Here is a 17,384-nt window from a genome sequence, read left to right on the forward strand (position 1 = left end):
CAATTTAGACCGATAAAATTTTGCCTATTCGCGGTATTTTTTACGGATAAAAAGTTTCAAAAAAACAGTTGCATCGGGTAGAAATATCGGTAATATCTGCGCCCATCAACACGACATGCGGATGTGGTGGAATTGGTAGACACGCTGGATTTAGGTTCCAGTGCTTCACGGCGTGAGAGTTCGAGTCTCTCCATCCGCACCATCTTATTGCCTCCCCTAGCTTGCCTCTCTCGCCAGCTAAACTGACTCTTTTTTCCATCCTGTCTTTTACTTTAGACAACCCTAACCAATACGCTCAATGTAAAATTCTCAATAAAAAACCGAACCCATTGCTGAATTCGGTTGTTAGACATTTCAGTCAATTCGCGCCGCTTACTTTAACGTCCAAGCAACGTTTTTACCGGCAAAGAAAGGCACGATAGGTTCGCCGTTTGGCAAGGTGATGCTAGCGGGCACTTGCCAAGAGTCACGCACCAAGGTGACGGTTTCTGTGTTGCGCGGCAAGCCATAGAAATCGGCACCATAAAAGCTTGCAAAGCCTTCTAGCTTATCCAATGCGCCCAATTCATCAAATACCTGCGTGTACAACTCAAGTGCCGACCAAGCACTGTAGCAACCCGCACAGCCACAATCTGACTCTTTACGATGCTTGGCATGAGGAGCAGAGTCCGTTCCTAAGAAAAACTTCGGCGACCCAGACTTCACCACCGCACGCAAGGCCTCTTGATGAGTACTGCGCTTTAACACTGGCAAACAATAATTATGCGGACGAATGCCACCGTCTAACATGTCATTTCGGTTCAACAATAAATGCTGAGGCGTAATCGTTGCTGCAACACCATCACGGGCCGCCAAGACAAAATCCACCGCATCTTTGGTGGTGATATGCTCAAACACGACTTTCAGGTTGGGCACACGCTCAACAATCTTCACCATATGCTGATCGATAAATTCTTTTTCACGATCAAAAATATCAATGTGCTTTTGCGTGACTTCACCATGTATGAGCAACAACATATCGTTATCGGCTAACGCCTCAAACACCGGGTAAAGAGACTCAAGCGAATTGACGCCAGAATCCGAGTTTGTGGTCGCCCCAGCTGGGTACATTTTCGCCGCCAAAACACCCGCTTCTTTTGCGTCTTTAATATCTTGCACGCTGGTTTTGTCAGTTAAATAAATAGTCATGACAGGCGTAAAAGTACTGCCCGCAGGACGAGCCGCCAAGATACGCTCTTTATAACTTAATGCCAGCGCTGCCGTCGTAACTGGCGGTACCAAGTTTGGCATCACCACGGCACGCTCAAAGCAACGCGCTGTCGCCGGCACCGTCTCTAGCAGCATCTCTTGATCGCGGAAATGCAAATGCCAATCGTCTGGCTTGATAATCGTAATTTCGTTCATAATAAAACCTACGGTGATTTTTCAGGTGAAAAGCGATACAGAGTATTATCAATCAACCCATTGATATAAATTTGCACATAGGCCTTTAATCGACGCTCTAATTGCTCGAAGTCTGTCGGATTACTCTGCTCTAATGGTGTTACAAATGTACTAGGCAAATAGCCCGTCTCAAAGGGTGCATTTTGCGCCATGGGCAACTTCACATATTTGTCTTGAGACAACAACCAATAAGCGTCTTCTGCTTGAATGATCGCATCTGCCTGACTATTTTCCACCAACAGTGAACGACCAAATGGCAAAGTTTTATCCTTTTCTGGCAAATTCAAATAGTCAATAACAGTCGCTGGAATGTCAATTTGCTGGGCGATTTCGGTCACAACACCCGACTCGATACCTTCATTTGGCTGGTACAAAATAATAGGAATTTGATGACGCCCCAATGAAGACGCAAAACGTCGATCAAAATTATCAGAGGTATGGTCCGCGGTGATAACAAACAAGGTATCTTTGTACCAATCCTTTGTCGCTGCCGTTTCAAAAAAACGCTTTAGCGCCATATCAGTGTATTGCACGACCCGATGCATTGGAATCTCACCTTCTTGGATCACACCTTCATATTGCTTTGGCAGCGTATAAGGCGGGTGGGAGCTGATGGTAAACATACCCACCATAAACGGCTCGGGCATTTTATCTATTTCTTGCGCTGCAAATTGCAAAAATGGCTCGTCGAAAATCCCCCACTGGCCATCAAACTGAGCATCATCTGGGTATTCATCCAACCCATAGTATTGCTGAAAACCAAAACGGTATGTGGTGTCATCAAAATACATACTGCCATTCTTAGCCCCATGAAAAAAAGCACTGCTGTAGCCATAAGGTGCCACTATCCCCCCCAATCCATATACGGTATTTGATTGGTAAGGAGAACGCATATACGCTTCCGACATCAATGAAGGAATACCCGCCAAAATAGAAGGCACCGCTTCTATTGAGCGACGACCATTAGCAACGCCATTAGGAAAAAAGCGCCCCTGCTGAGACAGTTGCTGCAAAAAAGGCGCATAAGAATGAAGCCCGTAAGGAGGACCAAAATACTCAAGCCCAAAGCTTTCTAGTATCAAAATAATCACATTATGCTTTTTAATCGTCGCACTTTCTTCCTCTGGCGACCCAAGCTGCAGCGCCGCTTTGATGTCATTATCAGAGGAAAAGTATTGCACTCGTTTCAAATCATCAGCCTCTTCTCGCAATAAAGAAAATGGTGTATTCAAAACCAGCGCACCCAACGCACTCGAAGGATAACTGTAGGCGTTTAAAGCGCGAATAGGCTTAGATTGCAAACCGCCCCGACCCACAATAATAAACACCACAGTCAACACAAGACACATCAAAACCAATAAAGACGCCCTGATAGACACTGTTTTGACACGCTTTTTTATCGCAAACAAACACCAAACATAACCAATCAATAAAGCCACACTACCAGCAGCATATCCCCAATACACAAAAATCAGCTCTGGAAACTGTGACCGCACATCATTAAACATGGAAAAAACTTCAGGACCACTTCGGCGCCCCGTGTAGGGAAAATAAACCGAGTCGATCAGATTGATAATAACCATCGGAATATCAACCAAACATAAATAGAACAACACCAACGCCATGCAGAGACGGGCGAGAGCGCGAAACCAAATGAGAGCGAACAAAAGAAGCAGAATAGGAGTGTTTAATAAAGCAACGATAGACAGGTCGAATCGCACACCGTGCAACAAGGCGAGAAAAATATCCCCCACCGGTTCGGCTGAAAAATAGCCCATGTGAATAAAAAAGAAAAACAATCTTGTGAATATTAGCCCTAAGGTTGTGAACAGTAACCCATAACCCAAAAAGACAAGCGGTGTTATGTTTTTTTCTTGTTGTTTTAACCGAATGCTTCGCAACATAGCCGACCTTATTTATCCAATGTCAATATTGAGTGACATATCATACAAAAAAAGCCGCATAAATGCGGCTTTTTATCGGTATTATTTACACAATTTAGCTGTTTTTGCGTGGCGCTCTTGGGCGACGCTCAGCACCGCGATTTGCATCACGATCACGACCGCCAGCACCCGCGTTTGGACGACGACGTTCACCGCCACCCGCTGGACGCTTACGAGTAGAAGGCGCTGCAGCGCGCTTATTTAGCTCATCAGCATTTTGAAGCTGAGCAATATCAGTACGCTGACCACAAATACGTGTTTTGCTCAACTTGCCCAGTGCTTCTGCACTTAAACTAGATGGCAAATCGACGGTAGCAAAATCTTCATAGATTTCGATGTGGCCGATATAGCGACTTTCAATGTCAGCTTCATTGGCAATAGCGCCAACAATGTTGCCAGGCTTAACACCATCACTGTAACCCACTTGAACGACGTAGCGTGTCATAGCGGTATTTGGGTCATCTTTTAATGGCATTGCCTCTGCAGTAACAGGGCGAACTTTACGCTCACGCGGTGCACGATCACCTCTGTCTCCACGATCGCCTCTGTCTCCACGATCACCCCTGTCTCCGCGATCGCCACGAGAACCATCACGGTCATCACGTCGCTCTCTGCGCTCTTGGCGAACTTCCATCTCAGACAACAGTAGCGGTGTTTTGCCTTGCGCCATGTGAGCCAAAGCCGCGGCCATTTTCAATGGGTCGACTTCGTTCTCTTTTTGATAGCCTTGAACAAGATCTAGGAAAAAGTCTAGATTTTCATTGTCCATAACATCGGTAATACGCTGTTTAAAGCGATCAACACGGTGCGCATTAATATCTGACGCCGTTGGCAATGTCATACTTTCGATTGGCTGACGAGTCGCACGCTCAATGGCTTGCAACATACGACGCTCACGATGAGCAACGAACAATATCGCTGTACCTGAACGACCAGCACGACCAGTACGACCGATACGGTGAACATAAGATTCCGTATCGTATGGAATGTCATAGTTAACAACGTGACTAACGCGTTCTACGTCCAAACCACGTGCTACAACGTCTGTCGCTACAAGAATGTCAATTTGACCATTCTTAATGCGCTCAACGGTACGCTCACGTAGATTTTGGCTGATGTCACCATTTAAGGCTTCACAAGCATGGCCGCGTGCGGTTAGCTTTTCAGCCAATTCAACGGTTGCCGCTTTAGTACGAACGAAGATGATCATGCCATCGTGTTCATTCATTTCAAGAATACGAGTCAAAGCGTCTAGCTTATGCAAGCCGCTTACTGGCCAATATTTTTGCGTAATCGTCATCGCCGTAGACGTTTTAGTGACAATTTTCACTTCTTTCGGATTATTCAAGTGACGGTTGGCCACTTGACGAATCACCGCCGGCATCGTAGCCGAGAACAAAGCGATTTGACGTGTCGGTGGTGTTTGCTCAAGAATCCATTCGACATCGTCGATGAATCCCATGCGCAACATTTCGTCCGCTTCATCCAGAACCAACGCTTTTAGCGTGTCCAATTTCAGCGTTTTACGACGAATATGATCCATCACACGACCAGGCGTACCGACCACAACTTGAACACCACGCTTTAGCTGGCGCAGTTGAGTGTCGTATGACATACCGCCATAAATAGGCAAGACATGAAAATCGGGAAGATTACGGGCGTAGCTTTGAAATGCTTCAGCAACCTGAATAGCAAGTTCACGGGTAGGAGCCAGTACAAGTAATTGTGTCGTTTTATCTGTAACGTCAATGCGAGACAGTAACGGAAGCGCGAACGCCGCTGTCTTACCAGTACCCGTCTGCGCTTGCCCCAAAAGGTCTCGACCTTCTAATAGATATGGAATACTTTGCGCTTGGATAGCAGATGGTTGCTCGTAACCTAGGTCAGCAACCGCTTTAAGAACAGGGGCGATTAGGCCCAACGAATCAAATGTAGGCTGAGTATCAGCGTCAGACATGTAAATTAGTACCTTTTATTGGTGAGTATAAGGCGTGTAAAAATTTACATGCCCTAATAGAATTCTTCGGACGAAAATCCGATGGCGAAGTATACGTGAAAAAAGAAAAAAAAGCCAGTAAGCTTATAAATAAGATCTTACTGGCTTAGCGCACGCTAAATGAAGGTACCGGAATTAAAGTGCCTGAATGCTGAATACATCAACGCTTAGGCTGGCTCGTCTCAGAATCAATCATAATCGCCAACCAGTGCATTTTAGGGTTCGCCTCAAACGCCAACTTCATAATAATAGTCAGAGGAATCGACAGCAGCATACCGACTGGACCAAACACCCAGCCCCACAATAATAAAGAGAGAAACACAACCAAGGTCGACAAGCCTAGGCCTTTTCCCATGTAGCGAGGCTCAATCATATTTCCCACCACTAAATTCACGGCTAAAAAACCCGCCGCAGTCAAACCCGCAGACAAGCTACCAAGCTGAACAAATGCCAACAATACCGCGGGCACGGCGGCAATAATGGAGCCGATGTTCGGTACAAAATTCAATAAGAAAGCACACACACCCCATAAGATAGGAAAATCAACCCCTAATATCCAAAGCCAAAAGGTGATCAACACCCCCGTCAGGATGCTAACAAGCGTTTTGATCACCAAATAGCGATTAACGGACTGAATGAATGACTCAAATTTTTGCAAAGAGTTCGAGGCATCATGCAAGGCTAAAGACAGTTTTTTAGGCAACTCCACCGCCTCAAAAAGAATAAAAATCACAATCATCACCACCAGAACAAGATTGGTCAACGCGCTGCCTAGTCCTCGTAATGCATTTGCCACCATCTGCATCAATGCAGAAGGGTCAACATAGCCTTTCACTTGATCATAAGAAATAGGCAAGCCCAAACGACTCACCACGTCAATAAGACTCGACATTTCTTCCGCAAAGCGCTCCTTATAGCTGGGCAATTGATTCGAAAAATTATCTAGCGAGGCCCCAACCAGTAAGGCCAAAGAGCCGATTCCGACCAATATTAATAAAACCACCAATATAATGGCCAACCAAGTCGGCACTTTGCGCTGGCGCAAACTCGACATCACGGGCGCACAAATAATCGCAATAAACACCGACAGCATAAAAGGCACCACGATTTGAGAGGCCGCCTTTAAACCAGCAATAATAATAATAAAAGCAGCAAAACCGACCAACCAGTGAGTTCCTGAAGATTGTTCACTCATTTTTATGTCCTTACAGTGCTATAGGATAAATGCTTTGCGCATAGTCGGCTAAATCCTGCAGCATAATTTGCTTTGCCGCAGGCAAGTCTGGCGTTTGAGCAAGCTGATTCAAACGTTCAAAATATTGTTCCATATTAATAGACCCTCCGCCGTCTTTTTCAAGCAGACGAAGCTGACGATACTCTTCCCATTCCATACGTTGCTGATCGTTTAATTGATCTGGATAATTACGCCCAATATAGCGCATCAACATTTCTGGCAAGCGTCGATCGTCAAACGACAAGGCCAATTCGGCTAAATGCTCGGCCGGTGTCGAGCGAATGGTTTCCATTCTAGCCTTATCTTCACGAGAGAAGAAACCACCAGAATACAGCATGGTGTCAGGGTCTTTCTGAATCGGTCGCTCTTCTTGTAAAAACACCTCACTCAATTTTGCCGCCAGCTCAGTGTGCCCTTTTATCATGGCAAGATTATGACGACAAACCGCACCATCCAAGCCAAGACGCTTTACGACTTCCGCGTCTTTTAAAAAGGTCGCTGGCGCAACCGCGGGTGATTTATTGTAATGAATCACTTTGAGTGGCAGCCTTTCTAAATCGCCTAACTCGTCTTGGCGCGTAAACACGCGGTGACGAATCTCCTCAACACTCAGATCAATCAGCGGTTGTGCGTCCGCCATTAGGTCAAACACAACCACGCCATTTTTATTGGTGGGATGTGGCGCAATTGGCACGACAAACGCTGCATAATGCCTCGCTTGACCAAACATGCCTGAAATATGCAAAAAGGGCTTTAATCTCGCAATATCAATGAATTGCTGTAATTCATGTTTTTGGCGCATTTTCAAATAATAGCTGAACAACTTAGGCTGCTTATTACGAATCAACTTAGCCATTTCAATCGTGCCGTAAACATCTGACAACGCATCATGGGCCTGCTCGTGAGCGATGTCATTGGCTTTTGTTAGCGCTTCAAGTTTCATCGAAACCTGGCCATCTTCGCCTTTCGGCCAGACAATGCCATCAGGACGCATGGCGTAAGTCATTCTCACTAAATCAATAATGTCCCAGCGCGAACAATGGTTCTGCCACTCTCTTGCGTAAGGATCAATAAAGTTACGATAAAAGCCATGACGAACCACCTCGTCATCAAAACGAATCGAGTTATAGCCCAGCGCACAGGTGCCGGGCAATGACAATTCCGCCTCGATCGCCTGCATAAATTCCGCTTCACACAAACCTTCACGGTTGGCATCTTGCGGACTGATTCCCGTCAACAAACAGGCCTCTGGCTGAGGCAGCACATCTTCCGCCAAGCGACAATAAAACATCACCGGCTCGCCAATCGGATTAAAATCTAAGTCGGTTCGAAGCCCTGCAAATTGCATAGGACGATCTCGTGCTGGGTCCGTTCCGGTTGTTTCAAAGTCAAACCAAAAAAATGAAGTAGGGCCCGATGAGGTCACAAATAATTCCTGTTAGCCGTTAAATAAAAAGGTATTATACGCACCTTAAAGTACATTTGTGAAAATGCATTTGAGAAAGTACATTTAAGAAAGTGCATTTGGCGATGAGAGGAGTAATCTATGCCAACCCCAGTAAATTGTCCATGCGGAACAGGCAGCCCCTATGAGATGTGTTGTGGTATGTACCATAACAACCCTGGCACAGCGCCAACTGCAGAAGCATTAATGCGCTCTCGTTATACGGCCTTTTCTCTTGGCCATTTTGATTACATTGCCGCCACACAAAAACTCAAAGAAGCCCCCAACCAGTCAGCCTCCGACATACAAGACAGCAACGAATATACTCAATGGATAAAACTTGAAATCAACGCCACAGAAGAAGGCTCAGAAAAAGACAAACAAGGCACAGTGGCTTTTTCCGCGCACTTTAAAGAAGGCAAACACATTGGCTGTTTAAACGAACGCTCCGTCTTTAAAAAAGTAAAAGACCAATGGTTCTATATTTCAGGTGAGCATGACATTGCCAAAAACACACCACTGATTAACTCTGCTGCGATGAAACTGGGAAGAAACGACCCTTGCTTATGTGGGTCAGGCAAGAAATTCAAGAAATGTTGTGCGGCTAGCTAATCTAACCGCACAACAAGATAGGCGATGACAAAAGAGACGCTACGGCACGGGATGACCTTGAGACGCCACCCAAACACGAAACCAGTCGTCATCGCTTAATGATATAGACAAGGCTTGCGTTGCGGCGCTTAAACGAGCCACTTTCCCAGACCCCATAACAGGGCAAATACCGGCGGGATGACGTAACAACCACGCCACGACGATTTGATCAACAGCACAGTTCTTTTCTTGCGCCAAATCACTCAATACCGCTTGAACTCGCTTTGCTTTGTCGCTTGTACCAGAGAACAACTCCCCTCCCGCAAAAGGCGACCACGCCATTGGCGTTACCGCGTGTCGCTGCAGGTGATCCAGCGTGCCATCCTCAAAATGCGGTAATGCCAGCGGCGACAATTCCACTTGATTAACAATCAATGGCACATCAAGACGCGACTGCAACAAATCAAACTGTTGTGCGGTGAAATTCGACACGCCGAAATGCTTCACTTTGCCAAGTGTGAATAATAGATCAAAAGCCTGAGCCACCTCATCAGCGTCCATCAATGGACTGGGGCGATGCAGCAATAGCGTATCAATATATTCGCATTGCAAGTTTGCCAAAGAGCGATCGACACTGGCTATAATATGCTCCGCACGATAATCATAACGATGAATACGAATGTCTGGTCGATGCGTCGAAGGCAATAAAATCCCGCATTTAGTCATTATCTCCATCTTATCGCGCAGCACGGGCTTTTGTTTAAGCGCTTCACCGAACAAAACCTCGCACTGATAATCGCCATAAATGTCAGCATGGTCGAATGTTGTAACGCCTAGATCCAAACAGCCTTCAATAAACCCTAAGGCCTCCTGAGACGTCATATCCCATTCTTGCATTCGCCAAAAACCTTGAGCTATGCGCGACCCTTCAAAACCAAGAGGGTGATATTGGTGCCTCATAGAAATACTCCTTTCATGTTATTTTTAATAATCGCCATTCTACCCGCAAAAACCGATTCATGTAGATGTTTTGCAAGACTGACACAACAGATCATCGAAGGTATACTATGCCTCATTCAAGACTGACCTCTGATTAATAGAGCGACGCGACCACCAACATAAATAAGACACCACCGATAACAAATATTTTTGAGCAACACAGAACACTCTCGCAGCGACACGCTACTTACTAATAAACACAACACTGTGATGGACTTAATAATGAACTCAATAACGCTAGGCCCTCTTTCTAATGCCAATGGAGAAATCCAAATTCCAGGCTCAAAAAGCCTCTCTAACCGCATTTTGCTTTTAGCAACACTGGCCAAAGGCACCACTAAAATTACCAATCTATTGGACAGTGACGACATTCATCATATGCTCGCAAGCCTGACTAAATTAGGCGTCAACTACTCATTAGAAGATAACGGCACCACCTGTATATTAGAAGGACTTGGTGGCCCAATTAAAGCGCCATTTGGCGATTTATTTCTTGGCAACGCCGGCACCGCCATGCGACCTCTAACCGCCGCCCTTTGTTTAGGTCATGGTGAGTTTCACTTACATGGTGAGCCTCGTATGCATGAACGCCCAATCGGAGATCTAGTTGACGCGTTGCAGGCTCTTGGCGTCGACATATCGTATGAAGGTGAAGCCAACTACCCTCCTCTGTGCATTAAAGCCAATGGCTTATCGGGCGGAGAAGTGTCGATCAAAGGCAACATTTCCAGCCAGTTTCTTACCGCCATTTTAATGAGCGCGCCAATGGCAAAAGACGACTTAACTATCAAGGTTGACGGTGAATTGGTCTCTAAGCCATACATAGACATCACGCTGCATACCATGAAGCAATTCGGCGTCGAAGTAGAAAACCAAAATTACCAAGCATTCGTTGTTAAAGGCCGACAAACTTACCAGAGCCCTGGTGACATCATGGTCGAAGGCGACGCTTCTTCTGCGTCTTACTTCCTAGCCGCCGCCGCCATTGCCGGTGGCAAAATCAAAGTACATGGCGTGGGCACAGACAGCGTCCAAGGCGACGTGAAATTTGCCGATGTCCTGGCCAAGATGGGCGCAAAAATCACCTACGGCCCAACATGGATAGAAGCAGAGAGAAACGAACTCAATGGCGTCGACCTCGACATGAACCACATCCCAGATGCTGCCATGACCATCGCCACCACCGCACTCTTCGCCAAAGGCCCAACCACGATTCGCAACATCTACAACTGGCGCGTCAAGGAAACTGACCGACTATACGCCATGGCAACCGAACTTAAAAAACTTGGCGCCGAGGTCATTGAAGGCAAAGACTTTATCACCATCACACCCGTTAACAATTTAAAACATGCCGCAATCGACACCTACAACGACCACCGCATTGCCATGTGTTTTTCACTGGTTGCCTTCTCAAACACCCCAGTGACAATCAACGACCCAGGATGCACATCGAAAACCTTTCCCACCTACTTCGAGCTCTTCAACAGCATTGCTCGCTAAAAACTGACCCTCGCATCATTTTAAGATTTAAAATGATGCGAGTTACTCCTCCCTCTTACCAAATCATCTTCATTCCGCTCACTATGGATAAACACTCCTTTCTCTCGTGCAAATTCGGCAAAAAAATTAGTTACAAAAGCTTCAAAAGCATTTTTTAGTTTCATTAAAGGAAAGTAACTTCCGCTTAGAAGGAAGCTTGGTAGACTGCGGGCATATTAAAAACAAGCAAAAAAAGAGAGTCTATCATGATCACTAACGATGTTATGACGGTGCAAGATCAACGCACCAGTAAAATCATACTGGCTATTGCCGCTATCACTATTTTATTAGCCACTTTCGCGGGTAAAATGCCTAGCGGAATGATAGGGGCGTTAGGCATTATGGTTATTGTTGGCTTTATCCTTAATTATGTTGGGGATAGAACGCCGATTATCAACCAGTTTTTTGGTGGTGGTGCCATCGTGGTGATTTTCGGTTCTGCTTACTTATTTCACAGCGATTTTTTCCCTTCCAGCGCCGAAAACAACGTCACGACTTTTATGAAAAGCGGTGGCTTCTTGTCTTTTTATGTAGCCAGTCTTGTAACAGGTTCCATCTTTGGTATGGACAGGCAAACCCTAAAAAAAGCCGCGCTTAAGTACATTCCTGTTATTTTAGGGGCTGCTTTCTTTGCTTGTGTGTTTACAGGCCTAGTGGGCATGTTAGTGAGCAAAAGTTTTTATGACTCTGTGATGCTGATCGCTCTTCCTATTATGGGCGGCGGTATGGGCGCGGGGGCTGTGCCTCTGGTTGAAATCATGTCTGGAAAGACGGGAATGAGCGCCGAATCCCTCATGTCGCAAATGGTTCCAGCGCTGGCAATTGGTAATGCGATTGCCATTGTCATCGCTGGCTTATTAAATAAGCTTGGTCAAATGGCTCCTAGCCTTACGGGCAACGGCCAACTGATTCGTGGGCAAAAAACCATTGAAGAAGAGGGTCAAAAAAACGCACCGCTTAACATCACTATTTTAGGTGTTGGCGCATTATTAGCCGTCAGTATGTATTTCCTTGGCACTCTGTTATCAGACTATATCAGCATGCATACTTATGCCTTGATGATTCTATCAATCGCCCTAATCAAGGTGTCTGGCATCATGCCTAAAGGACTAGAGCAAGCGGCTTTCTCTTGGTATAAATTTGTCGTAGGCAATTTAACTCCGGCCTTATTAGTTGGTATTGGGGTGGCTTATACGGATCTAAACCAAATTCTAGACGCTTTGTCTCCTATGTACTTTTTGCTCGTATTAATCACCGTTCTTGGTGCCGTGTTTGGCGCGGGTTTAATTGGCTGGTTAATGGGTTTCTACCCTATCGAAGCGGCCATTACTGGCGGCCTTTGCATGGCAAACATGGGCGGAACTGGCGATGTGGCGGTACTTGCGGCCAGTAAGCGTATGGAGCTGATGCCTTTTGCACAGATATCGTCTCGAATTGGCGGCGCTTTTATGCTGATTCTGGCAACGCTGGTGGTTCAAGCCATCGCTTAACTGGCTTTCCCCCTTTCAACACAAAGGCAAAAACACATCTTGTTTTTGCCTTTTCTATTTTGCCTTTTGTTTAGCCCTTACTCTGTATGCGGTATAATGGCGCTTCTTCTTTTTCATGGTAATGAAGCCGCAATGACGCTCAAGTCTTATCTTGCCTTAATCACGATCTCGACCATTACTATTATTATCGTTGCTGTCGCCCTAGTCTTTGGTTACTCCTTACAAAACGCGTATTTGGATGGCATTAACAAACGAGGATTAGAGTTAGCACGCGTTGTCGCGCATGACGAAAAAGTCATTCAGGCGGTGCAAGCCAGTAACCGCGGACAGCACTTATCTCTCGAACAGCATATCGAGAACCTTCGCCGCCAAACGGACGCTTCCTACATTGTCGTCGTCGATAAACAGGCCATACGCCTTAGTCACCCTACCCCTTCTCTGGTTGGAGAGACCTTTATCGGTGATGACGTTTACCCCACTTTACGGCAAGGCATAGACTCAACCAGTTTAGCCAGTGGTTCCTTAGGTGAAGCCATTCGTAACTTCACCCCCATCAAAGACAATAGCGGCACTATTGGCGCGGTGAGTGTCGGCTACCTATCAAAAACCACCAGCGAATTAATTTATCAACACCTTAGAGAGGCCGGTTTATTGGTCGCCTTTGTGTATTTACTGGGCGTGATTATCGCGGTCGTATTAATTGCTAAGCTAAAACGCACTTTTTTGTGCCTCGAACCAGAAGAGATAGTACAAAAATTCAAAGAGCATGAATTGATTTTAGACAGTATCCGTGACGGCATTATTGCCATCGACCATGAGCTAAATGTCACGGCCATTAACAGCATGGCGGTTGAATGGTTAACCATGAATGTGCTCAGTCCATCACAGGTGATCAAACAACCCTTGAGTAAGCAATCGCAAAGCCTTTCTCATTTTGCTTTAGAAGCCAAAGGTCAAATCACACAAAACCGCTTCAGCTTAGGCAAGCGAGAGTTTATGGCGACCTTATACCCAATAAAAGGAAAAAAAGGCGACGTAGGATACGTCATTGTATTCTTTCCTGATCACGGCGAAAAATCCTTAGAACAAGAGCTAACAGCCAGCAAAAACTACGCCGATTTATTGCGCGCAAAAACCCATGAATACGCCAATCGTTTAAATGTGCTGTCCGGCATGCTGCAAGCAGAACATTACGAGGATGCCATAGAATTCCTACAGCAAGAAAGCGATGGTGATCAAGCCGCTTTGAGGCGTATTATAAAAACCATTGAAAACAGCGCCGTTGCTGGACTTATCTTCGCCAAACACAACAAAGCCAAAGACTTAAAAGTCGAGATGCTAATCGAACGTGATTGCCAGCTTGGTAGATACCCGCCTAAAACCAATGAAACATTGGTCACGTTAGTAGGAAATTTAATAGACAATGCTCTATTAGCCGCTTGGTCTAACAGACTTATCACCTCGCCTTTTGTTAAACTCTACATCAGTGATCGTAATGCACACATCATGATCCAAATCGAAGACAGCGGTGCCGGTGTGGATGAAAAACTAGAAAGCCGCATATTGGATTTTGGCGTCAGCAGCAAACACAATACAGAACAACATGGCATTGGGCTCTATTTGGTCAAAAAAGTAGTCGATCAATATCACGGCAGCCTTGATTGGGAACGCAGTGAGGTGAATACCACTGTGTTTAGTATTTATTTAGATAAACGAGCGCTAACAAGATGAATCGAATTCCTGTGATGATAGTGGAAGATGACCTACGTGCTAGCTATGTATTAGAAAACACCATCAATCAGCATCGTGATTTTTATGTGGTCGCCGCCTGTGAAAGCCTGCTAGAAGCCGAGCTAAAAGCCGAAGCGTTCGAACCAGAATTGATTATGGTCGACATTAGCCTACCGGATGGCAACGGCGTCGAACTGATAAAGCGGTTAAAAAGCAAAGGCATGAAAAGCGCTTTTATCATGACCACCGCAGAGAGAGAAACCGCCACGATCGAAAAAGCCATTCAACTTGGCGTCATGGACTATCTTGTCAAACCCATTCGCATGTCTCGAGTACTTCAGGCGCTTGATGACTATTTGGACTTCAAAAAACGCCTCACTCAAAACAATACCATTGATCAGCAAGCTATTGACGCACTTTTTCGCAAAAGCGCCACACAAGACAGCAGCCGAAAAACGCCGAAAGGCATCGATGAAAACACCTTGGATAAACTCACTCACTATCTAGACACCCTAGATAACCGCCCATTCACCGCTGAGGACATTGGCGAAGCCATTAACCTTAGCCGCATCACCGCCAGACGCTATCTTGAATACTTAGAGACCCAAGGCCAAGTCAGCATGAGCCTAGATTACAAAACCGGTGGACGACCAAAACAACGCTACAGTAAAACGGTTTAGTGGCTGATGAACAATCCTCTCGCGCGTATTTTAAAACCGCTTTTCCAACGTAAGCCAGCGCCCAAGAAAGTCATTTTTATTGGCATAGATTATCGATGTTTTTCCTTAGCAAAAACCTTACTCGACAACAATAAACAGGCCCAACAAACTATCGAGATTACAGCGTTTATCGATGATGAGCCATGGAACAACCGCACTCAGGTTCATGGCGCTACTGTTTTTTCTCCCAGCGAAATATCGGCCCTCGTTCGCAAACACGAGGTTGCCTTGATCATCCAAATACAGGGTGAATCTATTCACATCGCAGACAATATTTGGGACGGGATCTTGAAGACAAAAGCCAAATTAATCACCCTAGAACAGGATCAAGATTTGGCGACAATGCGGGAAATGGTGTATCAGGCTTGTTTGGCTTAATAGCGTTGGATCTTTAAATTAAAGCATTCTCTCTAGCTTAAAGATCCAAGTATTAATGGCTATTACTGAGCTAAGGCAACTCGTTCGTTAGACAGGCTCATGGCTGTTTTAAGAGACTGAGTCGATGACATAGCAACCTCTCTCAGCTGCTCTGTATAAACATTTTTAGGCAGTTTAATATCGCTACGTTGCGCCATCAGGGTTTTGAATTTTTCCACATCTATCGAGTCTGGACCATTTTTAATCGTCTTCAACTCATCTTCCGTTAAGCTTGCCATGCCGCCGCCCGGTAAATAAATTGCCCCAGTGATAAAGTCCACACCGAACGCCACCACACCAGGAACAAAGAAAAACAACAAACCAATCGCGTCTAATGCCGCAACACCAACATCGATTTGACCATTGGTCTGACCACGACGTTCTGGGTAAAGCAAGGTGCCACACGCCGCCACTTGCGTAACAAGCAGCGCTGCAGCAATGCCTCGTGCCAAATGCGTAAAACCTAAATTTTTCTTTAAACCAATCATACTTATTCCCTATTGGTGATTATTATAAAAACTACTTTATATCGAAACACCGAAAAAGCACACAGCAAGCCACCTTTATTTCACAATACTTTCGTACTAAACAGACGTTATTTGCTCGTCCAGCTTGTCGATGATGTAGGCACCAATCGGAAAGGCACTGGTCGCCGCTGGAGAAGGTGCATTGCAAACATGTAAGGTTCGAGCGCTTTGAACAAAGAGGAAGTCATGCACCAAGCTACCATCCTTCATCACGGCTTGGGCCCGAATGCCCGCAGGATAAGCTTGTAAGTCTTCTAAGGAAACGAGATCACAATACTTTTGGACTTGCGCTAAATAGCCGGGCTTATACCAAGAATTTTTTGTTTCTATTAAGCCAGTCCGCCAATGACTCATCAGTAGCTTCCAAAACCCTGGGAAACGCACCATATCGATAATATCACGCAGATTGATGTTAATGCGGCCATAGCCTTCTCGCTTCCAGCCTTGCACAGCATTAGGGCCAACCGTCACTGAGCCATCAATCATGCGAGTCAGATGCACCCCTAAAAAAGGCAAATCAGGATCGGGGATCGGATAAATAAGATGATTCACTATCTTATTATGCTTTGCTGGTAGCTGATAATATTCACCACGAAAAGGGATGATTTGGAAATCCGTCGGAATGCTCAGCATTTTAGTCAATCGATCGGCCATCAAGCCGCCACAGCTGACCAAATAAGAAGTACTCACCACATCGTTATTGAGTGTCATGGTAACGCGTTCATGACTTTCATCGAGACCAATCACCTCGGCACTTAAGCGCAGTTCACCCCCTTTTTGCACAAATAGTTCCGCCAACTTTTGGCAAATCTGCTGGTAGTTAACAATCCCAGTGGACGGAACAAACAAGGCCGCCACCCCTTTTACATTCGGCTCACGCGCTTTTAATTGAGCTTGGTCCAGCTTATGCACCGCCAAGCCATTATCCTGACAACGCAGGTACAGAGCGTCCATACGCTCTTTTTCAACGGCGTTCGTGGCAACCAGTAACTTGCCACATTCATCAAACTCAATATCATGTTTGCGACAAAAGTCCTTTGTGGCTTTTGCACCTCTTTGACAAAAATCCGCTTTAAGGCTGCCCGGCGCATAATACACACCCGCGTGAATCACACCGGAATTATGACCCGTCTGATGCTGCCCTACTGCGTCTTCTTTCTCGATCAGTAAAATACGATATTTGGGGTAGCGCTGAAGCAACTGCCACGCCGTCGAAAGCCCAACAATACCCGCACCGATTACAGCAATGTCATAAATAGAGTTTTTTAACGCTTCACTCATCACCTCATTCCTTTTTTATTGTTGTTAAAA

Annotated in this window: 14 protein-coding genes and 1 tRNA gene; 7 read left to right on the plus strand and 8 right to left on the minus strand. The window is 45.6% G+C overall.

Annotation, left to right across the window (positions count from 1 at the left end; genetic code table 11):
• Positions 1-117: 117 nt before the first annotated feature.
• Positions 118-202, plus strand: a tRNA-Leu gene (locus J8N69_RS00190).
• A gap of 170 nt (positions 203-372) precedes the next feature.
• Here J8N69_RS00190 and pyrC read toward each other — a convergent pair.
• From pyrC to sbcB, 5 genes are all read right to left on the minus strand, one after another.
• Positions 373-1,404 (minus strand): dihydroorotase, encoded by a 1,032-nt coding sequence (pyrC, locus tag J8N69_RS00195; RefSeq protein ID WP_168822144.1) that lies wholly within the window; start codon positions 1,402-1,404, stop codon positions 373-375.
• 8 nt (positions 1,405-1,412) lie between these two features.
• Positions 1,413-3,347: an LTA synthase family protein gene (locus J8N69_RS00200; protein ID WP_168822143.1), complete on the minus strand. Its 1,935-nt coding sequence runs from the start codon at positions 3,345-3,347 to the stop codon at positions 1,413-1,415.
• Positions 3,348-3,441: 94 nt separating this feature from the next.
• Complete coding sequence (locus tag J8N69_RS00205) at positions 3,442-5,343, minus strand: DEAD/DEAH box helicase (protein ID WP_168822142.1); 1,902 nt, start codon at positions 5,341-5,343, stop codon at positions 3,442-3,444.
• A gap of 199 nt (positions 5,344-5,542) precedes the next feature.
• Entirely contained in the window at positions 5,543-6,577 is a 1,035-nt protein-coding gene (locus tag J8N69_RS00210) for an AI-2E family transporter (protein ID WP_168822141.1), read from the minus strand.
• Positions 6,578-6,587: 10 nt separating this feature from the next.
• On the minus strand, positions 6,588-8,042 hold the full coding sequence (gene sbcB / locus J8N69_RS00215; RefSeq protein WP_168822140.1) for an exodeoxyribonuclease I: 1,455 nt from the start codon (positions 8,040-8,042) through the stop codon (positions 6,588-6,590).
• A 120-nt stretch (positions 8,043-8,162) separates the two neighbouring features.
• On the opposite strand from sbcB, the gene J8N69_RS00220 reads away from it, so the two are divergent.
• A complete protein-coding gene (locus J8N69_RS00220) occupies positions 8,163-8,672 on the plus strand; it encodes a YchJ family protein (RefSeq protein WP_168822139.1) in 510 nt (169 codons plus the stop codon).
• Between the two features lie 39 nt (positions 8,673-8,711).
• Here J8N69_RS00220 and J8N69_RS00225 read toward each other — a convergent pair whose 3' ends face one another.
• Complete coding sequence (locus J8N69_RS00225; protein ID WP_168822138.1) at positions 8,712-9,611, minus strand: aldo/keto reductase; 900 nt, start codon at positions 9,609-9,611, stop codon at positions 8,712-8,714.
• A 261-nt stretch (positions 9,612-9,872) separates the two neighbouring features.
• Here J8N69_RS00225 and aroA point away from each other — a divergent pair, with 261 nt between their 5' ends.
• The 5 genes from aroA (at position 9,873) to J8N69_RS00250 (ending at position 15,507) form a co-directional block, all read left to right on the plus strand.
• Complete coding sequence (aroA, locus tag J8N69_RS00230) at positions 9,873-11,150, plus strand: 3-phosphoshikimate 1-carboxyvinyltransferase (protein WP_168822137.1); 1,278 nt, start codon at positions 9,873-9,875, stop codon at positions 11,148-11,150.
• Positions 11,151-11,395: 245 nt separating this feature from the next.
• Positions 11,396-12,679: a 2-hydroxycarboxylate transporter family protein gene (locus tag J8N69_RS00235; protein ID WP_168822136.1), complete on the plus strand. Its 1,284-nt coding sequence runs from the start codon at positions 11,396-11,398 to the stop codon at positions 12,677-12,679.
• Between the two features lie 96 nt (positions 12,680-12,775).
• Entirely contained in the window at positions 12,776-14,410 is a 1,635-nt protein-coding gene (locus tag J8N69_RS00240) for an ATP-binding protein (protein WP_211084799.1), read from the plus strand.
• On the plus strand, positions 14,407-15,090 hold the full coding sequence (locus J8N69_RS00245) for a response regulator (protein ID WP_211084798.1): 684 nt from the start codon (positions 14,407-14,409) through the stop codon (positions 15,088-15,090). Before J8N69_RS00240 ends, J8N69_RS00245 begins: the two co-directional genes overlap by 4 nt.
• A gap of 6 nt (positions 15,091-15,096) precedes the next feature.
• Positions 15,097-15,507, plus strand: coding sequence for a nucleoside-diphosphate sugar epimerase/dehydratase (locus J8N69_RS00250; protein ID WP_168822135.1), 411 nt, complete (start codon positions 15,097-15,099; stop codon positions 15,505-15,507).
• 62 nt (positions 15,508-15,569) lie between these two features.
• Here J8N69_RS00250 and J8N69_RS00255 read toward each other — a convergent pair whose 3' ends face one another.
• Positions 15,570-16,034, minus strand: a complete 465-nt coding sequence (locus tag J8N69_RS00255; protein ID WP_168822134.1) for a polyribonucleotide nucleotidyltransferase — start codon at positions 16,032-16,034, stop codon at positions 15,570-15,572.
• Between the two features lie 96 nt (positions 16,035-16,130).
• Entirely contained in the window at positions 16,131-17,354 is a 1,224-nt protein-coding gene (lhgO, locus tag J8N69_RS00260) for an L-2-hydroxyglutarate oxidase (RefSeq protein ID WP_168822133.1), read from the minus strand.
• Positions 17,355-17,384: the final 30 nt, after the last annotated feature.

Origin of the sequence: Marinomonas profundi (genome assembly GCF_020694005.1) — a bacterium.
Taxonomy (GTDB): Bacteria; Pseudomonadota; Gammaproteobacteria; order Pseudomonadales; family Marinomonadaceae; genus Marinomonas; species Marinomonas profundi.